This is a genomic window from Deltaproteobacteria bacterium (assembly GCA_016874735.1).
GTDB lineage: Bacteria > Bdellovibrionota_B > Oligoflexia > Oligoflexales > CAIYRB01 > CAIYRB01.
Genome location: VGTI01000014.1, coordinates 1 through 25,037, shown reverse-complemented (window position 1 = coordinate 25,037; position 25,037 = coordinate 1). Strand labels below are relative to the sequence as shown.

The following is a 25,037-nucleotide window of genomic DNA, read 5'->3' as shown; positions in this document are numbered from 1 at the left end:
CGTCTCCTTTAACTCCAAAGCCCGGCAGCCCGCCATCGACACAAAACAATCAAAAAATGATTGTTTATAACCAGGTGTATGATCTAAAGGACCCTGTCCGCCATACCAACTATAAGACAACTCAGATCATGAACGACCACAGCGACACCGTAGGATTCAGAGTATTGGGCAAACAAGACGTCGCCCAGGCAGCGTCTTTATTGGCGGCTGCTTTTGCACACCATGATCCCCTAGCCGTAGCACTGCAAATTTCTAGTTCGGAGATGCGCGAGATGATCGTCCCTCTTCTTGAGGCATCGCTAGGTGACGAGCTGTCTGTGGTTGCCTACGACCAGAGTCAGCCGGACAAAATACTCGGCTGCGTTTTGGCCAAGAATCTAGGTTCAGACAACCCTGCGCAATGGTCTAAGTCGATTGTCGATAGGTTTAGCGCCGTCTTTGGATTGATTGACGAGTTACACCAACGATACTTTCAGAACCAAGGCCCGGAGAACATGCGGCAATTTGTTCACGAGAGCATGGTCGCGACCGATACGCGCGCAGCTGGCCGGGGCGTGGCGCAGGGACTGCTCAAAGCGAGCGCCATGAACGGCAGGACCAAGGGATATACTGGTGCCGTTGCCGAATTGACCGGACCCATTTCGCAACATGTGTTCATCAATAAACACGGTTACCAACCAGTGGCAGCCGTGTCCTATCGGTCCTTTAGCTTTGGTGGTGCCGAGCCCTTTCGGTCGATCGGTGGCGTGGATAGCTGCGTGCTGGCCATCAAAAACTACGACCATTGAGCCGCTCTCAGCCCGTATTTCTCAGACCGCTAGCTAGAGCGCTAACCGTAATCAGCAATTGATTTAGTAACTGATCGGTGGCATGGGATCCATGGGTATCCTCGGTGCCATGTTGTGCCGCGCGCCAAGCGCGTATCTGATTAATTTGCATTTTGTGCAGCGTGCGTAGTCCCGTCTCGCGCATGGCGATCGTGCGCACGGCATGGGGGCGACGCCCCTCAATCGGACTACCAAACACTTTGACGAGCATGCGTTTTGTGCGTTCGTACTCATCCGTGATTTTTTGCATAAAGTAAGTACGGACTACTTGGTCATCAAGTAGATCGGCGTACCATCCCATAATTTCCGGGCTGGCCGAAGCCACGGTGGTCTCAACATTATGAAGTAGGTAATTCAGTAGACTGAACGATCCGAGGTGATTTGTAATATGCTGGAAGTCGGATGGAGATGTGGTTTGTAGGTTCTCAAGAGCAGTGCCAACACCGTACCAACTCGGCAAATAGAATCGTGATTGGTTCCAGCTAAAGACCCAGGGAATGGCACGCAAGTCGGCTATTGTGGACTGTCCCGTGCGCTTAGCGGGGCGACTGCCGATCCTGAGACGTTCAAGCACATCGATAGGAGTCACCGTCCGGAAAAACTGCAAAAACCTACTGTCCTGTAGCAGACTCTGATAGGTGTCTTGGCTACTCTTGCTCAACTGTTCCATCACCCGCAGATAGACAGGATCGTCAGGGTGCTTTTCATCCGTGAGTAAAGTCTCTGACGTGACGGTCGCTAACATGGTCTCGACATTGTAGACGGCTGTAGCAAAGTTGCCGTACTTGCGCGCGATGATTTCCCCTTGCTCGGTGACGCGGAAGGCACCGGTCATAGTGCCTTTAGGTTGAGCCTGCAGGAACCTGTGAATAGGCCCCGATCCCCGACCTACGGTACCACCCCGGCCGTGGAAGAAGTTGAGATCGACTCCGTGACGAGCGGCGACGACGTGCATCGCTTTTTGGGCCTTGTAGAGATTCCACTGGCTAGCCAGAATGCCGCCGTCCTTAGCGCTATCGCTATAACCGATCATCACCTGCTGCATCGGCCGTGATCGCCCCGTCTGCCGACGCTGATCCTCAAGGCTAGCCTGAGTGATCGGATGGTTGAGGAATTCGTTCAACACGCCTTCACTACGCTCCAGATCATCAATCGTTTCGAATAGCGGTACTACGGGCACTTTGCAGATGAGGCGGTCGCTTTCCAGGCGGAGCAGACCTGCTTCACGCGCGAGCAAGTACATTGTGAAGAGATCATTGGCTGCATGAGTCATGGACACAATCAGCGAGCCTATGCCCTCCGGTCCATACCGATCGAGGTGGGTCCTGACCACGGTTAGGCAATCGATAACGGCTTTGGCCTCGCCCGTGTGGCCCTGGTTAGCGGGCGAGAATGGCCTGGGCGACTTTAATTCACGCCGGATGAACTCCGTCTTCCGGTCTTTCGTCCATTCTGGATAGGTTGTAGCATCCTGGATACCGGCAAGTTGTAGTAGGTCTCGCATGGCTTTATCGTGAAATTGGCTGTTTTGGCGAATATCCAGCTTGGCTAAGTGAAAACCAACAGTCTGTAGCGTGCGCACTGCTTGCCGCAGTTCATGATCAGCCAGTCTATCAGCGCCGATAGCCGTCAATGAGTCGTGTAAGGTGCGGCAATCGTCCATGAGTTCGCTAGGGTGCTGGTAACACGTGTCCTGATCACCCAACTCGACAGCATGATCACGCACGACCTGGATGGGCAGCCGCGCGATCATCACAGCCGTCAGTACTAACCAAGGTTCGTCGGGGGACTGCTTTTTCGCCTCGCTAAATTGAGTCGGTAAGGTCTTCTCATAGTCACTCAGGCGCTGCACTAGAGCGGCTGGGATCTCGTGGCCTTGATCCGTAATAGTGAGCTTTTTAGCTAAATCTAGGAGCTTATGACGTAGTACGATCAGGGCATTGAGCCGCAAGGCCTTGAGCGTCTCTGATGTGATCGCAGCACTGACGAGGGGATGCCCGTCGCGGTCACCACCCACCCAACTGCCTAGTGTAAAAGTTGGGTAATCGTGGTTCATGTAGGACAGCTTCTCGTCAAACCCAGCAACTTGCCACGCTGATTCAAAGCGCCGATCTAACCAGGACAGAATCTCCGGGAATACATTTTTAAGGTAGTGCATCACGTTCTGTAATTCGTCGGTGACCTCCGGGCGTTGCACATAAGTCGCCCCCGTGCGCCAAAGACGTTCCAGTACGGTTTTGAAGTCATCCTTGAGCCACTCTCGCTCGATCGGCGTCCACATTTGGTTTTCGCGTTTGACGAGCAGCAGATAGAGGTCGCGATGATGCTGGAGTATGGCTGTTCTTTTGGCCTCAGTTGGGTGAGCGGTGAGTACGGGTTCAACTTGGAGGCGCCTTATAGCAGCCCGAATGGCATCTGCCCCGAAACCGTGATTCCTTAGTCCAGCAAGAGCCGAGGGCCAAAGCCCGCTCTCTTCCTCCAAGTGATCAGCAGTTTGGCGCAAGCGGCGCCGTTGGATGGTCGTATTTTCCTCGACCATATTGAGTAACTGGAAGGAAATTGACAGCAGTTGTACGAGATTCTGATCGTCGCTCACCTGCTCTTTGAGTGGGGCTTCAGGCTGGAGCCACGGCACAAAGGCAACGAGGTTGGCGAGCTTGAGATCAACAAGGACCTCACGCAGACATTGCATAATGAACTGGAGATCCTGTTGGAACTTGGAGTTAGTGCTGTTTGTCATAAATCTCACGCTTGGAATCCGTTAGGATCTTCCTTATAACGGCTTAAGGCGCCTAGACCAATGACATTTCGCGTTTTTTGTCTGTGTTCACTTGCCGAAAAGCTGGTGGCGGGCGTCCAGAATCATCTGACAAGTGGCATCTTCGGCAACTTTCACCATGCTAAACCGACTTTGATCTAGGTCCGGCGTGATTTTGGGCGACACTGCACCTAACACGGTCGAATCCGAACCTAGGACCTTTTGCTCGATAGTCCACTTGATCGTGCCGTCTATCCGTTCAGGGGTAGTTACAACACCGGACTCCTCGAGAATCGTCCGCTGCACAATATAGACTTTGCCGCTGAGGCTTACAAACAAAGCTGATGCACTTACTTCCACTGTGACGCCAGGCAGCTCGTCGCCATCTTGATCGAAGGCGCGTGCGTCAGCCGCGCGAGTCGGCAGTTCGTCGCTGGCTGGGTTATCTAGTCGGGCACCGATGACCTCCGTGATGGCTGGCGATGTAAGCAGTGACTGGGTGCCGCTCTTTCCCAAGGTGTACGTGATTGTGCGTTCAGGTAGGGCGCGCTTAAAGGCCTCGGGAAAAGTCAGCTTAGTGGTCTTTGAACCTGCCGCGCTGATGTCGCAAAGCTGCTCGGTAGTTGAGAATTGATCGCCTTTCTTCGTAGCTTTGACGATGAATAGGCGTTCAATCGTACCGTCTGATCTGATCCCGGCCGCCGCCGATTCAGACGCTAGAATTAATTGCTTAGCCCATGTGCCGGCACGGAGACCGTCAGAGCTTCCCTGCGCGTCTGCCAGATCACTGGCTGCTTTTGGGCCGCAGCTACTCGTCAATCCCAGCAACATCGTGAAGATCAGAGTGACGTTTTTTGCTCGCTGGGTTGGGATCTTGTTCCTTACTGAGTTCATGACTGGCTCCGTAACAGCTACATATTGATCTCGGTCCGCAGGTGTGCCTTGAGTCTACCGATGTCCAATATCCGTGCAGGTTCTGTGCCACCAAAGTGAGACGCGACGGTCCCCAGTTATGGGCCAAGCAAAGCTTAGGAATTTCGCGTATTAAAGGCACAGATGTGGCGCTGCAGCGGTGCTAACCTCCCGGAGTGAGCGTACAAAAAGCTGGCAGCTGGGACTTGTTGCTGTAAACTTATTGTTTAGTCCAACATCATATCGGGGGCCTAAAGATGCGTCTTGCGCGGGTCGTATGTCCAACCCTGGCAATCACGGTGGCAAGCATTGTCGGTGGCTGTCGCCACACAAGCAAATCCACAGACGTTAAAGAGGCCCCGGACAGTTCCGGTGCTGCAACTCTACTTGGCATTGATCCTCCCTACACTTGGGACTCGGTCAAGGACGCCACCTCTGGACAGATTCAGGTGCCTTGGTCCGACACTTACTGGCCCCTTGCCGCACGCGGCCTGGCGGCTCGGTGGGCCGCTGGAGATAAGATCAGCGCCTTGCCGGCTTCGCCCCAATCATTTGCAGAGGCCCTCGTTACCCTACGAGAAACGCTCGCATCAACTGATCCATTGGCGACGGCCTACCTGTCACCTGCAGAGAAGTACGATATTGTAGCTGGAAGGATCGAGGCGGCCGATGCTGGCTTTTGGCGGGATCTTGAGGCCCTTAAGGCATCCTTTGGCGCAGACGTTGGGCCGCAACTGGACGCGCTCACTACCAAGAACAAAGAGCTCCATCGTGAAATATCTGGCCTGAACGAGCAAATTGACGAACTCGGTCGCCAAGCATCCGAGACGATCAGTAGGCTTCAGGCTGGTTCGGAGGCAGATCGGCAGCGGGTTGATGAGACTATCAAAAGATACGCGGAACAAATTAATGCTGTCGCTGTGCGCCTTGGGGAGCTCCTAAACACCTACAAGGCTAACCAACGTACCATGCGGACACTGCGTACACCTTTCACGACCAAGGAGATGGCGTTCGCCAGCAAAGCACTGCCCTTGACCCCCATGACAGCGGCAAGCTGGAGCACCTGGGGCGGTTGGGAGGTGAGCGATGTCGATAATTATCTGTGGATGGGCCATTGCCATGGTTGGGCGCTGGCTAGTGTGGTTGAGGATGCGCCTAAGCACGCGGTGATGGTGCATCAAGGCGACCGCAAGGTGCTTTTCACTGAGGGTGACATTCGCGGTCTTGTCACGAAAATATGGGCGGATCAACTGCCACCCACCAAGTTTGCGGCGACACGCTGTAACTCAAAAGACCCGCCCAAAATTGCTGGGCGCATTAGCGACGGAATGGTCTGCATTGGCGTCGGTTGCGAAGCTGAAAAAGGTAAGCACATACACATCAAAAATAATCGGTTTAGGGAAGGCTTTATCGAATATAGTTCGTCGCCCTTTGATCCGCACACGAAGTTTGCCAAGTTCCAAGGCGCACTGACGGATGACCGTGTAGCGGTGGTCATTTACGAGAGTGCTGCCGCTATGAGTAAAGATCTGTTCGCGCCTGATGCAACGGTCACTAAGCAGTTTGGCTCGCTGCATCTAGGAGCTGGTTGCCGGGATGTCAATCCTATGACGTTGCACCTAGCTTTGACCAAGCTCATACATGACCGTAAAGTTGGATTTGTCATCGACCGTGATCGCAATGCAGAGGTTTGGAACCAACCAGTACAAGGCTACGAACTTGAGTATTTGCCGATAAAAACTCGCACCGGCGAGGCTCCTGGCGGTGTACCAGTAGATATCGGGTCAGTGTCAGATCCGTTGGGGCCTTTTCGTGCACCGGGGACAGCTTTTCTGGTCAGTATTCAAGCCACCATTACCTTCGGCGTTGAGATTGAACCTCAGCTCACTTATGCCTCAAATGCCAGTGACGAGAGGACAGGTCGCATGGTGGTGACCTACACCCTTGAACTCGATAAAAACAAAAATATCATCGGGGGAGAATGGGGGCGTCTACCCCGCGACAAAGGTGGCTCATTCGAGCCGATAGAATCGGTGCCTGATTTTATTTGGTATGCAGCAAAGGGTACCACACCAAATCCGGGCCTTTACGATGTCGGCCTCGTTAAGAAGATTCAAGCCTGCGCCGCTGCTCCGGCTACTGGCAAAGTAGTCCTAAAGCGTCAAGGTGCTACCGGCGATATAAAAGACGAAGAGCTGGCCTACTCAGACTGCTCTGTTTAGTGATGATCTTCTCTGGGCCATGCGGGATTGCTAATATAGAGTTATGACGACGCGTAAATTCACCCCTCATCCGCTGATTCCGCAGGGCTACGCCCAGACGTTTTTTGCGGCCGTATCGCCCCCTTTATCCTCGGTCAAGCCATCGGTGACGGAATGGGTTGGTCTTAGCGATGGCGATGAGCTACGCCTCGATATTCACCAACCGGCCGTAGATGATCCAGTTAAGCCCCTCATCTTGTTGCTGCACGGGTCCGGTGGTTCAGGGGATGATGCGCTGATCGTACGTCAAGCGCAAGTATTCAGCCGTGTGGGTTATACGACCGTGCGCTTCCATCATCGAGGCTGCGGTGGCGGCAGTTTGGAGCGCGTTACCAGCCTCTATCACGCAGGCCGGCTGTCCGATATTGTCGAAACCTTGCGCTATTTTGAGAAGCGATGGCCAGGCCGGCGCTGTCTAGTCGTGGGTTACTCGCTGTCGGGCAATATGATCCTTCGGCTTCTGGGCGATGCGGCATCCTATCCAGTGTCTACTGTCACCGCTGCGCTCGCCATCTGTCCTCCGATCGAACTTGAGACGTCGTCACGCGCGCTGGCATCCTGGCGCAATCGGCCATTTGACTCGGTGCTAACCCTCCGCTTTGTCAAGCAGGCGCAGATGGTTGAAGCGAGGAAACCTGGCTCCCTAAGGCGCGACCTCCCGCTCGTCCTTACCCATCGCCAACTCGATCAAGTTTATAATTGCAAAGTCGCGGGGTTCGCCGACAGATCCGACTACTACGATGCGTACTCTGCCAAGAGATACCTTGCCGCAATTAACCAGCCCGTTACGATACTCACTGCTGCCGACGATCCGATCATTCCAGTATCTATGTTTAAGTCTGGCATGCCGCGCAACGTGCGGCTGAGGATTGAAGAGCGTGGCGGCCACTGTGCATTCATCGGTTCCAAACCTACGGAGTTTGGTGACCGCAGATGGGTGAGCTCGTTTGTCTCGGATTGGGTAGCATCAATAATCAGAAAGTAAGTTTTTCCGATGGCCGCCGCCCTAAATGGCAGACTTTTAATTAAACAAAGTCTCGTGTTTACCGGCTGTTAGGACATGTATTCCCCTGTTTGATTCAAAAAATCGAGAAATCTTAATTTCATCCTAAAGTTTTTAGCCCTACCTGCCGATAAGTTGTCCATAAGGCAGTGCAATCCGAAGTTCCGGTCCACTAGTGGCAGACCGTAGCCCCCAGACGCACAGGAGGGGGCCCGGGTCAAAGGACAGGTAAGGACAGGTAAGCACAGGAAACCACGCCTAAGAGGACCAAGATGTATACAGATCAAATTAACTACGAGTATGCCACGGCCATCCGCCCGACCTCTAACATCCTCGACCCGAGGTGGAAGCCGCTTACTCAAGACTACTTTAGTCTCCTCGCGCTCTTTGTCATCGTCGTCAATGACTTCATGCTCAAATCATCGCCTTACGCCGGTCTCGTTTCGGGCAAGTTATCGGATTTTGCAGGTATGTACTTTTTGCCTTTTCTAATTACCGATCTACTTATGATGTTTAGTTCCAGTATGCGCCAGGCCGGGAATGCCATGGTGGGAGCTATGTTGCTTGCTGCGGCAGCGGTGATCGCAATCAAGTTGTCGCCAGTAGTAGGCGGATACTGCGCCGACGGCTTTGCCTGGGCGGGAATCAAAGCGCGATTCGTCGCAGATGCTACCGATCTATTTAGTTTAGCCATGTTGCCACTGGCTTATCTGAGATTTCTGGCGCTTGCACGCTAATCGCATTTGGCTGATTCAATTTAATTTATTGAGGAAGATATATGTTTACGATGAAGCAAAAAATAACACGCGAATTAAAGCGAGTGCAGACCACAAAATCCGCGTCCAGAGCAGCAACACTAAGCATCTTATTCGTTGCCAGTTTGACCTCGAATATTGCTCTAGCATCGTCTCCAAACAAGGGTCGCGCTGTGACCAATTTGCCGCCGATTGATCGAAATGTCCGCGTCGAACGCGCACGGCCAAGAATCATGCCATTAGTGAGACCAGTCTTTAGACCGGTGGCACCAGTGAGCTCACCAAAAAGAGATTCTCTTGCCTTCCAGGGTACTCAGGCTGTCGCTAACCCGATGCCTCGTGAGTATGTCTATCCTGGGTCTGTCGTCCTGGTTTTATTTGGCTTGGCTCTAGTGCTGACAAGCATTGTGTCACTCATGCGGCAGCGCCAGATTGTTAAGACCAAGATGTTATTAGAGCAGGCTAAGAAAAACAAGCCCGCGGCTTTGCCGCGAGCGGCAGTAAAGAAGCCGCAATCAATAAAAATACCTCCTACACCCGTGCATGTTGAAAGGCCAGTTGCCACAAATAACGCACGTAGCCTAACCCTAGCTGATCTGCCGCCCAAATCAGAGCCAAAAGAACGCGTCAACGTGCGACGCAAGCCATGTTCGCTCGAGCGATTCACGCAAATTGAACATGCAGTGGACGTCGCAGTCGCACGGATGCTTGAGAGTAAATTTGAGATCGCGCCGCAAGACTGGGAGTTGATTCGCGGTTTCTGGAGTCAGGCCGTCACGGTACCAGCAGAAACGGCCAAGGCAGAGGGCGTGCGAATGACGTTTGAACCAGCTAGCGTCGATGATTTTGTCGAAATTCAATTGGAAGTTACGCGCGTCACGAGGGAATCACTTGAGATTCTTTTCGGTATCAGTGAGACCGAATGGTTAAAGATGAAACTTTACTGGTATCAGAGATTTCCCAAGGATGAATCGTTAGCCCTGAGTTACCGGCAAAGTCGTGCCCAATATATGTTCAGTATGAATGCCACCGCTGCATGATTTAGCGGTGTGCTCTGAGTCGCAGGGACGCTCGTTCGTTGGATGATCCGTGTATCTAAACTTCATTGGAGAATTTGATGCCATGGAACCAAGTACCAATAGCAGCGCTTCTATCATGCGGGCTCGTGTCGCCGCAAACATCAAACGGTGCAGACAACGTGCTGGTTTCACGCAAAGTGCCTTGGCTGGGCGCTTAGGTGTTTCGCAGCGCTACGTCGCGATGCTTGAGCAGGACGCGCGGAATCTCAGCATAGAGACTTTGACCCGTATCGCCGAATCCCTCGCGGTTAACATCACGGAACTTATTTGCGACGCCAAGGAATTAGAGCTTGCCAATAGAGCCGCTGCACAACTCGGGATCGAGCTGTTGCAGCAGCATTTGAAGGGGCAAAGTCCCTAAGCCGACATCGCATGGCGTTGTCAGTCGTTGGGATCAATTTTTTTGACACACGGCGCACCGCAAATTGCGGTTTGTAGGTGGGTTACCAAGTTCAGCGTAGCCTTGATAAAGGTTGGTTGCATACATGTGTGCTTTCGCGCCGACGACATTAACGCTGGTATCGATATTTTGTACATCAAGGCAAACGCGTTCCATGGGTGCCGGGTGCGTGTAGTAGGATCCGATCGCATAGCCATGATACGACAGTGTCCAATTGGCGGGGCAGGTGTTGTCGCCCCAAATGACGGCTCTCGGACGTGGCGAGTAGTAAACGGCACATTTCACCATCGTATGAGCGGGTACGCAGTCATTATGCAGATGGTGAACATCCGCTGCGTAAAGTAGATCACCGTAGCTGTAAGCAACGGTTCCAGCCGTTCCGTTTGTCTTAAAGCAGGTCATGTCACCTGAGCCACTATGGTTATAGTAAGCCGTATAGGCAAAACCTGAGTAGAGTAACTCTGTCCCCGCCGGCGCTGTTGCATTGCCCAAACGCGTATAAATGTCACCGCTATAAAGCGGTGTACCGTCAGCGCGCTCAAATCCACCGGCACGAACGCTGCCGCTGCCCACGTCTAGGGCTTTAGCCGGAGTGCTGGAGCCGATGCCGACGTTACCGTTGTTAATGACGATGGGGCTATTGCCGAGAGCTGTAGAACTGGTCCACTGTGGTACGTAGCTAGCACTACCAGAACCCGTACTGGCAACGGTAGTGGTCGGGAGTAACTGAGTACTCACACAGTAGGTGACGTAGATGTTTTTGGGCCGCGTTTCGGTAGCAGCCCGCCCGGTTGCCGCTCCCAGTGTGTTATAGCCATTTTGTAGATAGGTCTGGCCGCCCTGTGCTGTTGTAGCATCGTAGCGGCCACCATCATCAGTTGCGTAGGTAGCGTGCGTGTGGTCTTGGAATGCGTCGTTTTGCTTCGATCCCACGTTGTCAGCGGTGGTTCCGTCGCCGCGGTTGGTTCTTGAAGCAGCATCAGGATCGTTGCCCGATCCGTGACTCCAACCACGCATAAAGTAGCCGCGGTAATCAGGTAAATTGAAAGTTGTTGAACCATTGCCCGCACCATAACTCGTGCCTAGTGCGGTAAAGAGGGCGGCATAGGTGGTGCGCGAAATCGCTGCACCGTCGGCCTCAAGCCATCCGGTAGGACATGTTGAGGTAGGGAAAGGAGCGATCATCCCGGCCGGACTAACGGCATTCGTCGCAGGCATCCAGGCGCTACCGTTAAAGTATTCGAGCAGAGTTGTCGTCGTGTTGTGACGGATCCAACCAGGCTGCGGGGAGTTTGGTTGCTGGGCGGTGGTGCCGGCTGGTAAGGCTAGGGCGTCCGTTCTGGCGCCTAAGTCTAGCGTGGTTCTGGCTGTATTTGTGCCAATGCCTACGTTACCGCTGGCCAGCACAGAGGTGAAAGAACCCGCATTGGGTGTCGTGGCACCGATGGATCCGGGTGCCGCCCAGTTGGTTATGCCGGGTGGTACGCTCCAGCTGCCGTCGGCCTTCAAATATTTGCCGGCTGTGCTATCGCCTCCCGCTGGCGCTGGCACGATGCCGGCTGTCCCGCCTGAGCCCGTATCACCCACTAACGTTGGTAAGTCACCGACAGCTATTGGGCCCACGCTGACATTTGCTCCGGAAGCTGTCTGTTTCAGATATTGGCCGCTGCCACCGGTCAGAAGTAAACTCGATCCCGTGCCGCCTTTGCCCAAAGGCACCACAGCTCCGAGGTTGTTGGGACTCAAGTTTGTGAGTGCAGCACCATCCACTGCAGGCATTGCAGCATTGGCGTCTAGGCGTACAATTTTGTTCGCGGTCGTACCGGCATCGACGGCAAGTGATACGGCACCAGAGCCACCTCCTCCGGTCAGGCCGGATCCTGCTGTTACGCCGGTGATGGTGCCGATGGCAGGCGTGGTCCAGGAGGCGAGGCCGCCACTGTCACTCGTGAGAACTTTGCCCGCACCCGGCGAGCCGCCTTGTATTTTGACCTGACCGTTGACGTCTAGTTTGGTCGCAGGTGCGGATGTGCCAACACCAACATTGCCTTGTTGGCGCCATACATCGCTACCAGTGTGACCCCAGGCCTCGCCGCCAATACGACTCCAATTGGCGCCGTCGCTGGCTAATTGTAGCGTTTGGTAGGGGTTGCAAGCAGCTAACAAATTCATAGTTGAATATTGTTATCTATAGTCATATATTTCAACAATGAAACTGTCAGTCTGGGCCAAATCGCAAGGAATCTCTTATCAAACCGCATGGCGCATGTGGCAGCAAGGTATGCTCCCCGTTCCTGCTACTCAGCTCCCAACTGGTACGATTATCGTTGAGCAAAATAACGCAGCAAGCTCAGGGGCCGTCGCCATCTATGCACGAGTAAGTTCTCATGACCAGAAGGCTGATCTTGAGCGTCAAGTCGGTCGCTTGACTAGTTATGCCGTCGGCAGACAATTGCCGGTTAGCGCTGTCGTCACGGAAGTAGCCTCGGGTTTAAATGGTAGGCGGCCCCGACTGCTCAAATTACTAGCTGATCCAACTATCAAGTTTATTATCGTCGAGCATCGCGAGCGACTTGTCCGCTTTGGCTTCGAGTATATTGAGATGTCACTGGCATCTGCGGGACGAAAGCTTATAGTGGTGGACGAACAAGAAATCGACGACGACTTAGTTCAAGACATGATCGATATTCTAACGAGTTTTTGTGCGCGATTATACGGGCGTCGCGGTGCTAAACATCGCGCTCATAAAGCGGTCACGGCCGCAGCGGATGCAGATCCTTGATCATTGCTCATAAGATTGCTCTGAAGCTCAACGTCCAGCAACGCATCTACTGCGCTCGCAGTGCTGGAACTGCTAGGTTTGCATGGAACTGGGCATTGAATGAGTGGAAGCAAAGCTATGAGGCCGGTGAAAAAGTGAGCGAAGCCGGCCTCCGCAAAAGGCTTAATGCGATTAAGCGGGAGCAATTCCCGTGGATGCTAGAAGTCACCAAGGTCGCGCCGCAGCAAGCCATTAAAAATCTAGGGACTGCATTTACCAGGTTTTTTACGGCTAAATCAAAATATCCGCAGCCAAAGCGCAAAGGCCAGCACGATAGCTTTCGCGCGGATAATGGCCCGGGTACCTTCAAGGTAACTGGACGACGTCTTAAGTTGCCAGTGGTAGGCACGCTAAAGTTGCGGGAGGAGTTGAGATTTACAGGTAAGCCTATGTCCGTCACAATTTCACGCGAGGCTGATAGATGGTTTGCATCTATCGCGGTAGAAGTCGAGCACACGCCACCGACCAGCGAAAATCAAGCTGTCTGCGGCGTTGATCTTGGTATTAGCCGGCTTGCGACAATCAGTGACGGTACCATCTATCAAGCAACCCATGCGTTGAGACGGGAGATTCGGAAACTTAGGCGAGGCTCACGACATCTCAGCCGCAAGCAAAAGGGGTCGAAAAATAGAGCTAAGGCAAAGCATAGGCTGGCAAAGCTGCATGCAAGAATTGTCCACGTCAGACGGGACATTCTGCATAAATTGACTACTGATCTGACGAGTCGATTTACGACCGTGGTCATCGAAGACCTTAACGTTAAGGGGATGATGGCAAACCGCAAACTAGCTCGCGCCGTTGCTGATGTCGGAATGTATGAGTTTCGCCGGCAGCTCAGTTACAAGGCCGAGATGCGGGGCGTTAGGGTTGTGGTCGCGGACCGTTTCTTTCCATCATCACAGCTGTGTTCGACTGCCGGATGTGAGGGGCGTGCTGCGGGTCTAGGGCTGGCAGTGCGCAGTTGGACCTGCAGCCATTGCTACACCACCCATGACCGTGACTTAAATGCAGCCAAGAATTTAGAGCGCTATAGTACGGTGAGTTCCACCGGAATTAACGCCTGCGGAGCTGGGAGTTCCGTCGCACCTGGGCAACCAGGCAGACGTAGCCCGGCGCTGAAGCAGGAATCTTATATAGTAATAAATGACTATATTTAGAGGAACGGTTGCTGAGCCGCTTCCAGGTCCAGTGGCGATGATGTCACCGGTAAGATCCGTTAGATAATTACCGGCCGTTTGTTTACTGTTGAAGGTTGACCAATCGGTGGTGCTCAGGTAGCCGTTGGTCGAGCCACTTGCTTGCGTGATTGCGATGACGGGTGTAGAGGACGGTGTCGAAACTGTGAGGGGAGGCGTCGCTGTGACTGTGGTCACGGTGCCATAGCTAGAGGGAATGTCGGCAATGTTTCCTGCGACCCACTTGCCACTTTTGTAGGTGAGTATCTGATCTTCGCCAGGCTGTCCACCCGTCGCAGTTTGAGAGCTTAGATTGAAGGAGCTAAGTTTATCCCACCGGACCTTACCGTTACCGTCACTAGTCAGAATTTGACCTGGTGTGGCTGTACCTGCACCGTTGACGCTCGGTTTCCCAGACAGCTTGTCGTAGACGAGAGAGGTATCATCCACCGGTGTACGCAAGGCGTACGGCACAAAACTAAAACGTTGCCGCGGATAGATACGACCACCTGCTGTGACTTCGGCATACACTGGTTCGCTGCCGTTGCCGAGTATAGTTACGGCGTCCTTGGTGGTGAGCTGCACACTGAGAGTGAACACCCCGTTCTGTAACGCAACACTGGAGAACGCGTAAGGATCTCCGAGTGGGATCCCGTCAGTCTCCGCGGAATAAAATCTTAGTTCGATATCTGCAGGGCCTTCGAGCGGCGCTCCGGAGCTCTGCGTCAAACGACCGGAATAACTCAGTGGAAAGCCGTCGGCGGCCAACGCTGCTTGAGGAGTAAAAATCGTCGCCACCAGCGCAAAGAGTCTGACGACACTCTTTGCAAACCTGATTAAACATCCGGCGTTTAGGCCAGACTGAATTGATGGTACGAGACACATAGGGCGACTCTTCTGGCAGTGAGGATCGTCCTCCGTCTTTATTCAATACCGGCATCGTCCGAGGCCGGCAAAATCTTGAGTTTTTCTTTTTAACTGCCTAAAAGTCGAGGGGTTAGGCGAGGTGATTTGAGTCGTTCTCTGGGGTGGGGCAGGCGCATTTTGTCTAAGAAAGAAGATAGGGATTTTCGGTGGTTGCTTAACCACCGAAGTCCCTCGTTTACTTTGCCGGTCAGCAGTTGAGGGTCAGAAGTTGAGGGATAGTCCCACACCGATACCGTTGTCACTGCCGTTGGCGCGCGGTCTTGAGTACACCACGGGAGCAAAACTCAAGTTAACCGAGCTATCTTCGCCCGTAGCTGCGCTCTCGAACCCGTTGTAGATATTCAGGGCTTTGTTGAATGCTAATCCCGATTGCGCAGCCTTGTAGATGCCAGTCGTCACACCACCAATCCACAGCGTGTTGTAGACAATCGAATGTTCTTTTCTTGGCAGATGCCATTGATTGTAGTCGACCACGAGAAACGCTATCGAAGAGGCCAAAGTACCCCACAGTATGTACTTCGAGAGCTCCGCATTTTTCAGATAGGTGGCGAACTGTTTAGCCGCCTCGGGATTGCTATCGAAGGCGTGCTCTGCATCGGAATATCCCGACTGAAACCAACCTTTGCTGTAGGCCTTGTTGTCGACGCGGAGCAGCGGCATGCTAAACATTTGGGCTTCAAAATAGGCTTTGGGCTTAGCTGCTTCAGCTCCCGTGGCTACGCCTGAGGTGATCGTCGTAGCGGCCAGGGCTAGAGGTAAAAGACGACGGACATTTTGAGAAAGGAACGCGCACATCATAACTACTACATCTCCGGGATAGCGGCGGCACATGCTGCCAGTTGCTGATAATTTGGCTAGTTGCAACTGGCGTGCCAATTGGGGGTATAGCCAGAACCGCCCGCATAACCGGGGGGTTAGGTGAGTCGGATCGGAGTAAGGGCGCCTCCGGTACAACGGTTCGGTGGTCACTTTTTTTACCAAGTGGGAATGTTTTGTGACCAGTGACGCCACTCGCTAGTCCCTAGCAGCATCGGTGATGCTGTCAAGAAACTGACTCTGAGCATCCAGCAATTTCTGACGGATTTGCGCGTTGCCACCTCCTTGGCCAGCGATGGCAGCTTGGAGCTGCGACTCCAGGAGGTTGCGTGGGATGGCAATACGACTGGCGCACGCCATCCGGAGGACACGCATTCCGGACTCGTCTGACTCCTCGCGGCGCTCCCAGTAGCGAGCAACCAGTTTCACGCCTGTTAGCCGCCCTTGTGACAAGAAAGCCATGAGCCTTTCGACCGCGGGATCACCGGTGACCGAAGATTCTGCCACTTGACCCGACGATGTGATGGCATCACGTACCTGCCGCAAGATCTGAACGCGTCCTAGATCGGCAGCTGCGTTGTTGCAGGCTTCGGGTCTTGCATTACCTGACATCGTGATAGTTTCGACATAATTGATGTCACCATGCTCCTGAAAGAGCGTCACCATGCCGGTGGCCCACGGAGGCGTCGTATCAGCCTGGCCGATGCGCTCAAGAACTCGGGACGGTTGAAATTCGGGCTGCTGCACCTTTGCGCTGAAGCAGCCACTAAACAAAAAAGTTGATATCACCATTGCTGTCACTTTCATGGGCAAACTCCTTAATCTAGGCTTCCCTGGCGCGGAAAGAGCCTGACGGTATGTCAGACCACCGATAGGCCTCATATCGGCCTCGGTCGTGTCAGGAAGGGTCACACCGGTCGTTGCGACGAGGGCGGACGGTCCATGACCTCTCGTGACATGGCTCGTGCCGAGGAGTGGGTATCAACCATATGGGCGGATCAACGGGAGGGTGACATGTGCACGGTTTTGGTCGCAAATTTGATGGGTTCGCCTGACAGGTTGCTCGCAGAGGGTAGGTCGCTGGCCCTGCTCGGACAACCCTTGTATAGCTATCTCCTCGAGTTCGGTATCGACCTTTGCGAGGCGGCGTCCTGGTCACCGCGGACACCAGTGCTCCAGTGCGAGTGGGGGATTCTGGACGGTCGATTTTTTCTGAGGAAAGTGTCTTTTGACCCTAGCGTCGTCATGGAAGCGCAGCTGATACAGGCAATAGTGAATAGCATGGTCGGGCGCAGAGCAAAATGGTTTAGCGGTGAGTTACGTGCAGATGATGCCCAGGGCGAGGTGGTTTATAGGATAGAGGCCGGTATAGTCAAAGGACGGTGAGTGAGGTGTCGTGTGGGTGTAACCAAATCATCTTTATTTTTGTCAATCTGCGGTGCTCTGCTATTCCTCAGGACAACTCCACTGCTAGGGCAGTCTTTCATGAATGCCTCGAGTCATCGCGATATCGACTGCAGTAGCGACAGCCAATTCTTCTACGTCATCGGTCACGGTAGCGGCGCATCTCAAACTGTCGCGGCTCAGTCGGCGCTCCTTGACGCACGTAAGAACGCCATACTCTGCGTCTTCGGTGGTGTCGTCTCCTACGATTCCCACATCAAAGGCACGGCTGATCAGGTTGAGGCATCGACGCAGGCGCACGTGAGCGTGACGGGCGAACACATCGATTGGGGTGCGTTGGAGCTCCTCAAGGCCGATGACAGCATGGTGGATGGTGTCTACAGCAGTGTGATCCGATTAAGGTGGCCAAAGCCAGCAATCGCTGTGATCAAGGCTAAGCGTGACGTCATTAAAAGAGAGCGCACGAAGAACGCCGCCTTGGCTCGAGAAGTAGAAGCCGCAAAACGCCAGTCAGCCGAACAAGAGGCGCTTCTGCAGGCTAGGGACGCCGAGCTTCGCGAGATGCGCCGTCATCAATATGAACTGCTAAGCGCCGCAGCAAAACACGACCGTGTGCTCGCCTCGATCGAACGGCAGAAACGCGAACAGGAGGACCTCGATCGCGAATGGCTACACATGGCACTCAAGCTCGGATGCGGCGTCACGATCAAAGAGCTGAAACCCACACTAGGACGACCAAGTCGCACAGAGGTCTACGTGCGTCAAGAGTCGAGCTACCGGTACCGACCGCTACTTTATTTCGTCTACGGTAACTTCGCCCTGGTGGCGCCCGTCTACGATGTAACTTGGCTGACGGCTACGTCGCGCGGGACCGAGCTCTTGATCGACCAAGCTTGGCGTTATCAGATCACTCAGGTGGTGCGGTACAGAGGCGATGGGTCCTATTGGGTGGTGTGTGATGAGGGGCGATGACCGGGGGCCCTTAGTATTCTGGTAGCGACACCTGCTCGGCCTTCGGTTTTGATAGGCGGCGACCGATGGCAGTCACGGTTGGGTGCGATGCGAATCGTAACATGTGATGAAAGAGTTGAATGCCCAGCTTAGTCTTGGGGTGTGCCAGACGGGGACTGCCTGGCGGCAATTGCTGGGCTTTCGCGACGTAGGGGCGGAGGATGCGCTCGTAGTTGGCGAAGGCCTGGCGGTATTCGTTGGAGCGAGCCAGTTCACCTGCGAGCACATAGGCGCCGACAAAGGCGAGGCTTGTACCCATACCACTGATAGGTGAAGGGCAATAGCCGGCGTCACCCAGCAAAACCACGCGGCCTCTGCTCCAGTGGGGAGCTTTAATCTGGCCGATAGCGTCCATGTAGAGTTCAGGAGTGTGTTCCATGGCGTCAAGTATGCGCGGTGCCAAGCAACCTGCGTCGCGGAACTTATCCCTGAGTAAGCGTCGTTGCTCCGCTGTACTCGCGCGCTCGTGGCCTGAAGCTGGCGCGAGAAATGATAGCGACGCACGCATCGTGCCAGCATTGTCGGGACGCAACAAAATGGCGCGACCGCCAGGGGCATTCTGCCAGAGGGCCCAATTCGTATCCGATGGTAAACGAGGAATCGTTAGGTAGGCCATGGTAAGGCCTAGTTCACGGACTTCTGTAGCGCCAGGAAAAACCAGCTCACGCGTCGGCGAGTGTACTCCATCAGCGATGATGACGAGACTGAAGGCGCGTTCGAGTCCGGACTGAAATTTCACCGTGACGGCATCAGGTCCGTCATTAATAGCCACGATGCGCTCACCGAACAGATATTCGCTAGAGTTAGACGTTTGGTCGTAGAGTATGCGGGCGAGATCACCGCGCAGGATTTCTAGTTCCGCTGTGAAACCTCTAGACTCCGACTTGGATACTGGGAATTCCGCAACGCTCGATCCATCCTGATCGATAAAGCGGAGGCCGCGCTCGCCCGTGGTGGCCGCCCTGATGGTGTCCTCAATACCCATCCGCCGCGTGACGATGCGGCCGGCACCGCGGACGTCGACATTTTGTCCGCCAAGGCGTAGCTCACTTGCCCGCTCGACGATGGTGGTTTTAAAGCCGTAGCGGTAAAGCCAGTAGGCTGCCGTGGGTCCGGCTATGCCGGCGCCAGAGATGAGTAAGGGTAGTTTCTTCAATTATTAACTCGCGTGGTCTTTGATGTTGAGAGTTCATCGGTGGGCGTGAACGGCGCCGTAAGATATATGAAGATACATGCTGCTTTAGAGCCGCCAATCACGCAGATAATGCATCAGTAAGGGTTTACTGAGAACATAGCCATTTTTTTCGCGGTAGATATCGGCATGGTCGAGCAGCTTTTCGAGAATTTTTCGCAGCCCACTAGCAGATATTTTGAGGATACTTAAGTTGTCTTTGCCCATTGGATTTCGAAGTATCTCTTGTTTTGCAATCAGAGTAAGTACCCTGACTTCATTTCTTGTGTAATTGTCGAGATAGGTCTCAAACTCACCGCCCAAAGAGGCGATATAGCTATTTAGAGTGGTAGTAATGTCGTCGATTGTCACATCGATAATGCAACCTTGATCACCTAAGGTATTGACAATGTGCGAGCAGAACATATTGATAGCTTCGGCATTTCGCAGAAGTTTTTCTTGGAGGCTGGTCAACGTAGATCGATCAGCTCTTTAATGATGAAATCCAAATCTTTCGATGATGTAATCATTGTACTCGTCAACTGGCAGAGGTTTAATCTCTAGCCGCTTTCCCCAATTAAAAAATGGAGCCCTTGGTCTTTGGAAGATTTTCGCCAGTAAATGCTGCTTGGATCCAAGAATTATAATGGGAATTTCGAACGGGAGTTTCTGCATTTCCTCGCGGAGTAGTTCCTCGCACCCAGTCGCTAAGGCAATATCCTGGAATTCATCGATGATAATTGCAACCTCAACGCCATTTTCATGTAGTTTTTTGACATTAGCAAAAAAATTTTCGACTGTGGGACGTGACTTGGCGGCGTTGTTCGTGACACTTGCTTCGATACTGGCATCGGGTGAAACGGCAAAGGATGGCCTAAGCCCCTTGATCATCGCGGCAGTCGATTTAAGGGTGGCCTTAATTGTAAAGGTGGATTGATAGGCTTTGTTGAAGTACAAAGTTAGCTTTTCTGCAACGTCAGTGATGGATCTCACGCCATAAAGCTCGATGTAAATTGCCATGCCAGCAGGCGTCTGCCGTAGCCAATCTGGTATGACTATGCTTTTTACTAAACTTGTTTTGCCGCTGTCTCTCTTGCCGTAAATCACGATCTTGTCGGAGCATCGCAGGGCGTCGGCTAGCAATTGCGCCTCACGGGTCAAATTACACAAATTGGCACGATCGACTAAGGTGTTGTATAAAAAGTGCCTAATATTACTGGACAAATTTTAATCTCCCGGCAAATTGCACTTTTAGTATATGCACTAAAAGTGCAATTTCCGACTACCGAAGGGATTACACTCTAATTTGCCATCAACGACTAGCAGTAACAGCTTGTAATGATTGACAAGTTCTTTTGGTTATGTGCGCCGTTACCTTAGTACTCAGACCATACTGACATGCCGCGTCGCTTTGCGACGCTCAAGCAAGCTTGCCGTCTGGAGTTGGACGCGCCGCAGGACTAGGTCTTCATCCACGCGGGTACTCCGTCCTTGGCTGATCAACTGTTCGCCGTTTACCCAAACATCCACCACATCGCTGGCACGACCGGCGTAGACCAGATTCCACGGTAGCGGGTCATGCTCATCGTCACGTAAGAGTGGCATCAAGTGCGGTTGCCAGAGGTTGACGGTAACGAGGTCAGCCTCTTTACCGACCTCCAGCGATCCGATGCGCTGGTCCTCACGCAGGACCCGGGCTCCGCCCATGGTGGCGAGACGCAGCGAGTCGTGGGCTGGTAGGGCCGCCGCGTCGAACGTAGCGACTTTTTGTTGGAGGGAGCCAAACTTCATGAGCTCCCACATGCTGAGCGAGTTATTGGAGATCGGGCCGTCGGTGCCTAGCCCCGTGGGTATCCCCTTTGCCGCGTAGCGTTCGTATGGCGGAATGCCTCCCGCGAGTTTTGCATTGCTCGTCGGACAGAGCACGACACCGGCAATGCCGCGGTCGCGGAGGCAGTTCATCTCACTCTCGTCTAGCCAAACACCGTGCGCAAGCAGCGTACGCGGGCCGATAGCGCCGTAGGCATCGAGTTGATGGATCGGCAACTTACCAAAGTGACCTAGGACAGCATCGACCTCAGATTTAAGCTCGCTCGAGTGCGTATGGAGGAGAACGTCATAATGCGCAGCCATCGCTGCGGCGCGCTCGTAGGCTTGGCGTGTGCAGTAAAAGAGGTGCTCAAGTCCAACCATAGCCTTGATGCGGCCGTGCGCATGACCGTGATATTTGGCGAGTAATTGCTCGTTGCTATCGAGTGTTTCAAAAAAGTCCTTATTACCGCTATCGGCAACATAAGGCGCCAGATGGACACGTAGTCCGAGCGCCGTAGCGGCATCGGCAGAGCGGTCCATGTAGCGATACATATCTAGCACAGTCGTTGTGCCACCCTTGAGTGCCTCAAGGTAACAGAGTAGGGAGGCCCAGTAGGCGTCCTCGGCAGTTAACACCTGATGCTCTCGCTGATAGACGGGCAACCAGTCCATGAGGTTTAGATTCTCGGAGTAGCCACGAAGTAGACTCGAATGGCTATGAGCATCGACAAAGCCAGGCATCACGGCCATCACGCCGCGGCCGTCAATCACAGTGGCGTCGTATGGACCATGGACCGAGCCCGCCGAACCAATGGCGGTGATCTTGCCGTGGTCAAAAACCAGAGTGCCATCACGGATGATGCGGTTATTGGGATCGACTGTGACGATGATGAAGTTTTTAAGTACTGTTGCCATGCATTGCGCCTCCATCTGATGCCGCGTTATTATCAGAGCATGAAAACCGTCCCATCGATAGTCTTGATCTTGGTTGTTAATGTACTAGCGCGCTAGCACGCCTTTGCTGCGTCGCAAGGGACAGGCAACGCCGAGATTTCCGCATACGCCGACCAGGGCGTCGAGCTCCAGGCCGAGATAGAGGTCGATGGGCACGCCGTCAAAGAGCGGACACCGACCACTCTGATACTCCCCGAGGGACGTCACACCGTAGTCATCACCTACGCAGCGAGACGCTGGGATCGGGAGATCAAGGTAGTCAGGGGTTGGCGAGGCCCACTCGGGTCGGTGATGGTGTCAAAATTGGTGTTGACGGTTCGGATAGTCAGATTGCGTACACCTTTTGGCAACACTCTGGTGTCTTCAAATGCCCATACCGGTGTTGTGCAGCCAAGAATGACGCCCGTACAGAGTGCACCCCTGACCAATCTACTGACCTGAGTCGGCATAGCGAAAGCGCTTCATCGATTTATTAGGGACTTTTCACCAAATTTCCATACATAACAAAGGCTGCCTTCGCAAACGACAGGCAGCCCCTCTTTGTGATGGGAGTGAAAACAGGCCAAACTTTACTCAGGCTGCCAGTCACGACCGGTCAAGCCGCGGTAAGAGATCTTGATGTGGTCATAGATCTCCTGAAACTCAGGAGCCCTCGAGGCAGGAATCTGATCCTGCGCAAGCCGGTCCATCATGTCGAGCAGAGTCTCGTTGGCAAAATCGATAGCTTTTTGCTTCCAACCTGCGCTTGGCTCGTCCGAGTGCAACTGCTTAAGTACGACGATTTTGGTGTGATGGTTATCAAAGTAGAGGGAACCAGGATCCTGGCTGCCATTTGCTGGCGCAGCAAGTGCGCGATCAATTTGAGCGAGAGCTTTCTTGGCATCATAGAGGCCAACGGCTCGAGCGAGCGGGTTCGACCACACATTGGCAGCGACCCGGTGGACCGCTCCACCTTCATACGCACTGCTGGCGGCACTTTGACTAGCAACATCCAAGCCAGCATTGACTGTATCGCGTAGAGCTCCAGAGAATGCAGCTTGCTCGAGTACGGTGCTCGCCTCGCCCCAGTAACCAATGCACATACCGCGGTAATAGAAGTAGGCAGGCACGCGCTGACCGATTGCTGCAGGACTGATTTTCTCAACCCAACCTGGCTCGTTACAAGTACGGCTGAAAAGCGAAGCATTGCGGCACCAGCAATCGCCAAAGACGGCGCGCCGATTGGCGAAATCAGACTTAGGGCTCAGCATCTCCCCTTCGTACAGTGCGAGACGACCGAGCTGCTCGGCAGCGCGAATCTTATCGTTGACGTTGTTGGCGCTATCAAGAAGCTGCAAAAATTCAGAGCGCGCCTGCGCAATGACGGCACGATTATTCTCACGTTGACTGAACAGTCGATCGGCTGTGGCAAAATCAGCGGCGACAGCACTATGTGCGAGCGAAAATCCAAACACAGCGCTGGCTAGAGCTCTTAACATCGACCATCTGGTCATTGGAATCCTCCTGGAAAATAAAAGCGTCCAAAGTCTTAGCTATAGTTTAGTTAGTCTGCGCTAGATCAAATGTCAATCTTGGGCCCAAACCCGGTCAATTTGAATGGACCCAACGCATGCCACTTTGGGCGCACTAAAAATTAGTTTTTATCTGACCCGAAGTGATTCAGCAACTAACGCGACTGTCGGGTGTCTTCGGCTGCGACGATATCGACGCCGGCCAAAGTACGGCGCGCACGCGGCGTCAGATCCTTAAGATGGCCAATGGGCGTGGCGACGATGTAGACGACCGGCCCAAAACTCGCATTTGTCTCAGGGGCATCGGTAGTTTCGGATGACGGGATCTTAGTCATTTGGGGATCCTGGGAAGCGCGGCTCATGCTGCACAATAAGTTGCTGCAACTTACATATAATTTCACTCTGCTACGGCTATATACTGCGTTTTGCTTTATGCGTACATGCACAGTTATGTTAATGCAGCTACAGGTTCGCGGTGCTGGAGCGGATCAGCAGGAGAACCGATACTAACAAATAGGGAGCCAGATCCTAGAGCGGTGTGCAAGCCCCCCGCACGACACATTTAATGCCTTCGAAGTGGAAGCATGGACAAGGTCGATCAAGCGCAAGCCGTCAGTGCATGAAAAAGCGAAAAGTCGTCATGCAGCTTAGTGCGCGGTGAATCCGCACCAACCGTCGCTATCTCACGAGACAGCAAATACTGGAGCACTGCAAAGGCATCAGAATGAGGCATGTCGCCCGCGGACATCTTCACACTCCCTCCGAGGTCACTTCTCATCAGCTGGCTAAGCGTCAAAGTTCGCCCACATGGGCGAGGCTCAAAAACAAGTTCACACCTACCAGGCAAGACAGCCCGAAGACACAGTCCTGTGCGAGGTCCTTGCCGAGCATGTCGAGACCTTCATCGCACAAAGAGAAACTGACGGCAAGGGGCTTCCGGAATTTGTTGTCAAAGAGCTCAGGGGTTATCTGCGCTGCGGGGTTCTTCAGTACGGTTTTTTGCGCACAAAATGTAAGGCCTGCGATTTTGATCGGGCGGTACCGTTTTTGTGCAAGGGTCGCGGTTTTTGTCCGTCGTGCTGTGGCAAGAGAATGGCGGAAAAAGCTTATCATTTGATCGATAATGTGTTGCCCGACGCACCTTATCGCCAGTGGGTACTCAGCCTGCCCATCCCTCTCAGGTTCTGGATGGCCACAAATAAAAAGCTGACGAGTAAAGTTCATCAAATTGCCTCCAAAGAGATTACTGCCTATTACACCTGCATCGCAAAGTCCAAAGGCATTGAAAATCCGCTGCCGGGATCGATCACCTTGCATTTGAGCCACCGACAGACCAAGAAGTCTGTGATGTTGTCGAAAAGATCGCGACCAAGACGATCAAGTTCCTGCGCAAAAAGGGATATCTTCAAGAAGAAGGCGAAGAAGTTCTTCGTCCAGACC

At 53.5% G+C, this 25,037-nt stretch carries 21 protein-coding genes and 1 pseudogene; 11 read left to right on the top strand and 11 right to left on the bottom strand.

Features of this window, described 5'->3' with window-relative positions:
* Nucleotides 1–128: 128 nt before the first annotated feature.
* Nucleotides 129–788, top strand: a complete 660-nt coding sequence (locus tag FJ146_08520) for a hypothetical protein (protein ID MBM4252000.1) — start codon at nt 129–131, stop codon at nt 786–788.
* A gap of 7 nt (nt 789–795) precedes the next feature.
* Here FJ146_08520 and FJ146_08515 read toward each other — a convergent pair whose 3' ends face one another.
* Complete coding sequence (locus FJ146_08515; GenBank protein MBM4251999.1) at nt 796–3,576, bottom strand: phosphoenolpyruvate carboxylase; 2,781 nt, start codon at nt 3,574–3,576, stop codon at nt 796–798.
* Nucleotides 3,577–3,654: 78 nt separating this feature from the next.
* On the bottom strand, nt 3,655–4,479 hold the full coding sequence (locus tag FJ146_08510; GenBank protein MBM4251998.1) for a hypothetical protein: 825 nt from the start codon (nt 4,477–4,479) through the stop codon (nt 3,655–3,657).
* A 275-nt stretch (nt 4,480–4,754) separates the two neighbouring features.
* On the opposite strand from FJ146_08510, the gene FJ146_08505 reads away from it, so the two are divergent.
* The 5 genes from FJ146_08505 (at nt 4,755) to FJ146_08485 (ending at nt 9,956) form a co-directional block, all read left to right on the top strand.
* Entirely contained in the window at nt 4,755–6,719 is a 1,965-nt protein-coding gene (locus tag FJ146_08505; protein MBM4251997.1) for a hypothetical protein, read from the top strand.
* Between the two features lie 43 nt (nt 6,720–6,762).
* A complete protein-coding gene (locus FJ146_08500) occupies nt 6,763–7,743 on the top strand; it encodes an alpha/beta fold hydrolase (protein MBM4251996.1) in 981 nt (326 codons plus the stop codon).
* A gap of 290 nt (nt 7,744–8,033) precedes the next feature.
* Nucleotides 8,034–8,498 (top strand): hypothetical protein, encoded by a 465-nt coding sequence (locus FJ146_08495; GenBank protein ID MBM4251995.1) that lies wholly within the window; start codon nt 8,034–8,036, stop codon nt 8,496–8,498.
* A 41-nt stretch (nt 8,499–8,539) separates the two neighbouring features.
* Nucleotides 8,540–9,556: a hypothetical protein gene (locus FJ146_08490; GenBank protein ID MBM4251994.1), complete on the top strand. Its 1,017-nt coding sequence runs from the start codon at nt 8,540–8,542 to the stop codon at nt 9,554–9,556.
* Between the two features lie 82 nt (nt 9,557–9,638).
* Nucleotides 9,639–9,956, top strand: coding sequence for a helix-turn-helix transcriptional regulator (locus tag FJ146_08485; GenBank protein MBM4251993.1), 318 nt, complete (start codon nt 9,639–9,641; stop codon nt 9,954–9,956).
* Between the two features lie 33 nt (nt 9,957–9,989).
* Here FJ146_08485 and FJ146_08480 read toward each other — a convergent pair whose 3' ends face one another.
* Nucleotides 9,990–11,213 (bottom strand): tail fiber protein, encoded by a 1,224-nt coding sequence (locus FJ146_08480; protein ID MBM4251992.1) that lies wholly within the window; start codon nt 11,211–11,213, stop codon nt 9,990–9,992.
* 991 nt (nt 11,214–12,204) lie between these two features.
* On the opposite strand from FJ146_08480, the gene FJ146_08475 reads away from it, so the two are divergent.
* Nucleotides 12,205–12,777, top strand: a complete 573-nt coding sequence (locus FJ146_08475) for an IS607 family transposase (protein ID MBM4251991.1) — start codon at nt 12,205–12,207, stop codon at nt 12,775–12,777.
* Nucleotides 12,774–13,973 carry an IS200/IS605 family element transposase accessory protein TnpB gene (locus tag FJ146_08470; GenBank protein MBM4251990.1) on the top strand — a complete coding sequence of 400 codons (1,200 nt, stop codon included), beginning with the start codon at nt 12,774–12,776 and terminating at the stop codon, nt 13,971–13,973. Before FJ146_08475 ends, FJ146_08470 begins: the two co-directional genes overlap by 4 nt.
* A gap of 1,146 nt (nt 13,974–15,119) precedes the next feature.
* On the opposite strand, the gene FJ146_08465 is transcribed toward FJ146_08470, so the two are convergent.
* Both FJ146_08465 and FJ146_08460 read right to left on the bottom strand, forming a co-directional pair.
* Nucleotides 15,120–15,716, bottom strand: a complete 597-nt coding sequence (locus FJ146_08465; protein MBM4251989.1) for a hypothetical protein — start codon at nt 15,714–15,716, stop codon at nt 15,120–15,122.
* A gap of 216 nt (nt 15,717–15,932) precedes the next feature.
* Nucleotides 15,933–16,541 (bottom strand): hypothetical protein, encoded by a 609-nt coding sequence (locus tag FJ146_08460; GenBank protein ID MBM4251988.1) that lies wholly within the window; start codon nt 16,539–16,541, stop codon nt 15,933–15,935.
* 135 nt (nt 16,542–16,676) lie between these two features.
* Here FJ146_08460 and FJ146_08455 point away from each other — a divergent pair, with 135 nt between their 5' ends.
* Both FJ146_08455 and FJ146_08450 read left to right on the top strand, forming a co-directional pair.
* A complete protein-coding gene (locus FJ146_08455; protein ID MBM4251987.1) occupies nt 16,677–17,120 on the top strand; it encodes a hypothetical protein in 444 nt (147 codons plus the stop codon).
* 99 nt (nt 17,121–17,219) lie between these two features.
* Entirely contained in the window at nt 17,220–18,110 is an 891-nt protein-coding gene (locus FJ146_08450) for a hypothetical protein (GenBank protein ID MBM4251986.1), read from the top strand.
* Between the two features lie 10 nt (nt 18,111–18,120).
* Here the strand turns inward: FJ146_08450 and FJ146_08445 are convergent, their stop codons facing one another.
* From FJ146_08445 to FJ146_08420, 6 genes and pseudogenes are all read right to left on the bottom strand, one after another.
* Nucleotides 18,121–19,305, bottom strand: a complete 1,185-nt coding sequence (locus FJ146_08445) for an FAD-binding monooxygenase (GenBank protein ID MBM4251985.1) — start codon at nt 19,303–19,305, stop codon at nt 18,121–18,123.
* Nucleotides 19,306–19,389: 84 nt separating this feature from the next.
* The gene (locus tag FJ146_08440; GenBank protein MBM4251984.1) at nt 19,390–19,746 is read right to left on the bottom strand and encodes a hypothetical protein; all 357 of its coding nucleotides are present in this window, start codon (nt 19,744–19,746) and stop codon (nt 19,390–19,392) included.
* Between the two features lie 66 nt (nt 19,747–19,812).
* Complete coding sequence (locus FJ146_08435) at nt 19,813–20,544, bottom strand: hypothetical protein (protein MBM4251983.1); 732 nt, start codon at nt 20,542–20,544, stop codon at nt 19,813–19,815.
* A 159-nt stretch (nt 20,545–20,703) separates the two neighbouring features.
* Nucleotides 20,704–22,062, bottom strand: a complete 1,359-nt coding sequence (locus tag FJ146_08430) for an amidohydrolase (protein MBM4251982.1) — start codon at nt 22,060–22,062, stop codon at nt 20,704–20,706.
* A gap of 593 nt (nt 22,063–22,655) precedes the next feature.
* Nucleotides 22,656–23,579: a hypothetical protein gene (locus FJ146_08425; GenBank protein MBM4251981.1), complete on the bottom strand. Its 924-nt coding sequence runs from the start codon at nt 23,577–23,579 to the stop codon at nt 22,656–22,658.
* A gap of 176 nt (nt 23,580–23,755) precedes the next feature.
* Nucleotides 23,756–23,923, bottom strand: a pseudogene (locus FJ146_08420) (rRNA (cytidine-2'-O-)-methyltransferase).
* Nucleotides 23,924–24,404: 481 nt separating this feature from the next.
* On the opposite strand from FJ146_08420, the gene FJ146_08415 reads away from it, so the two are divergent.
* Nucleotides 24,405–25,037: hypothetical protein (locus FJ146_08415; GenBank protein ID MBM4251980.1), on the top strand; the 633-nt coding region annotated here is incomplete at its 3' end.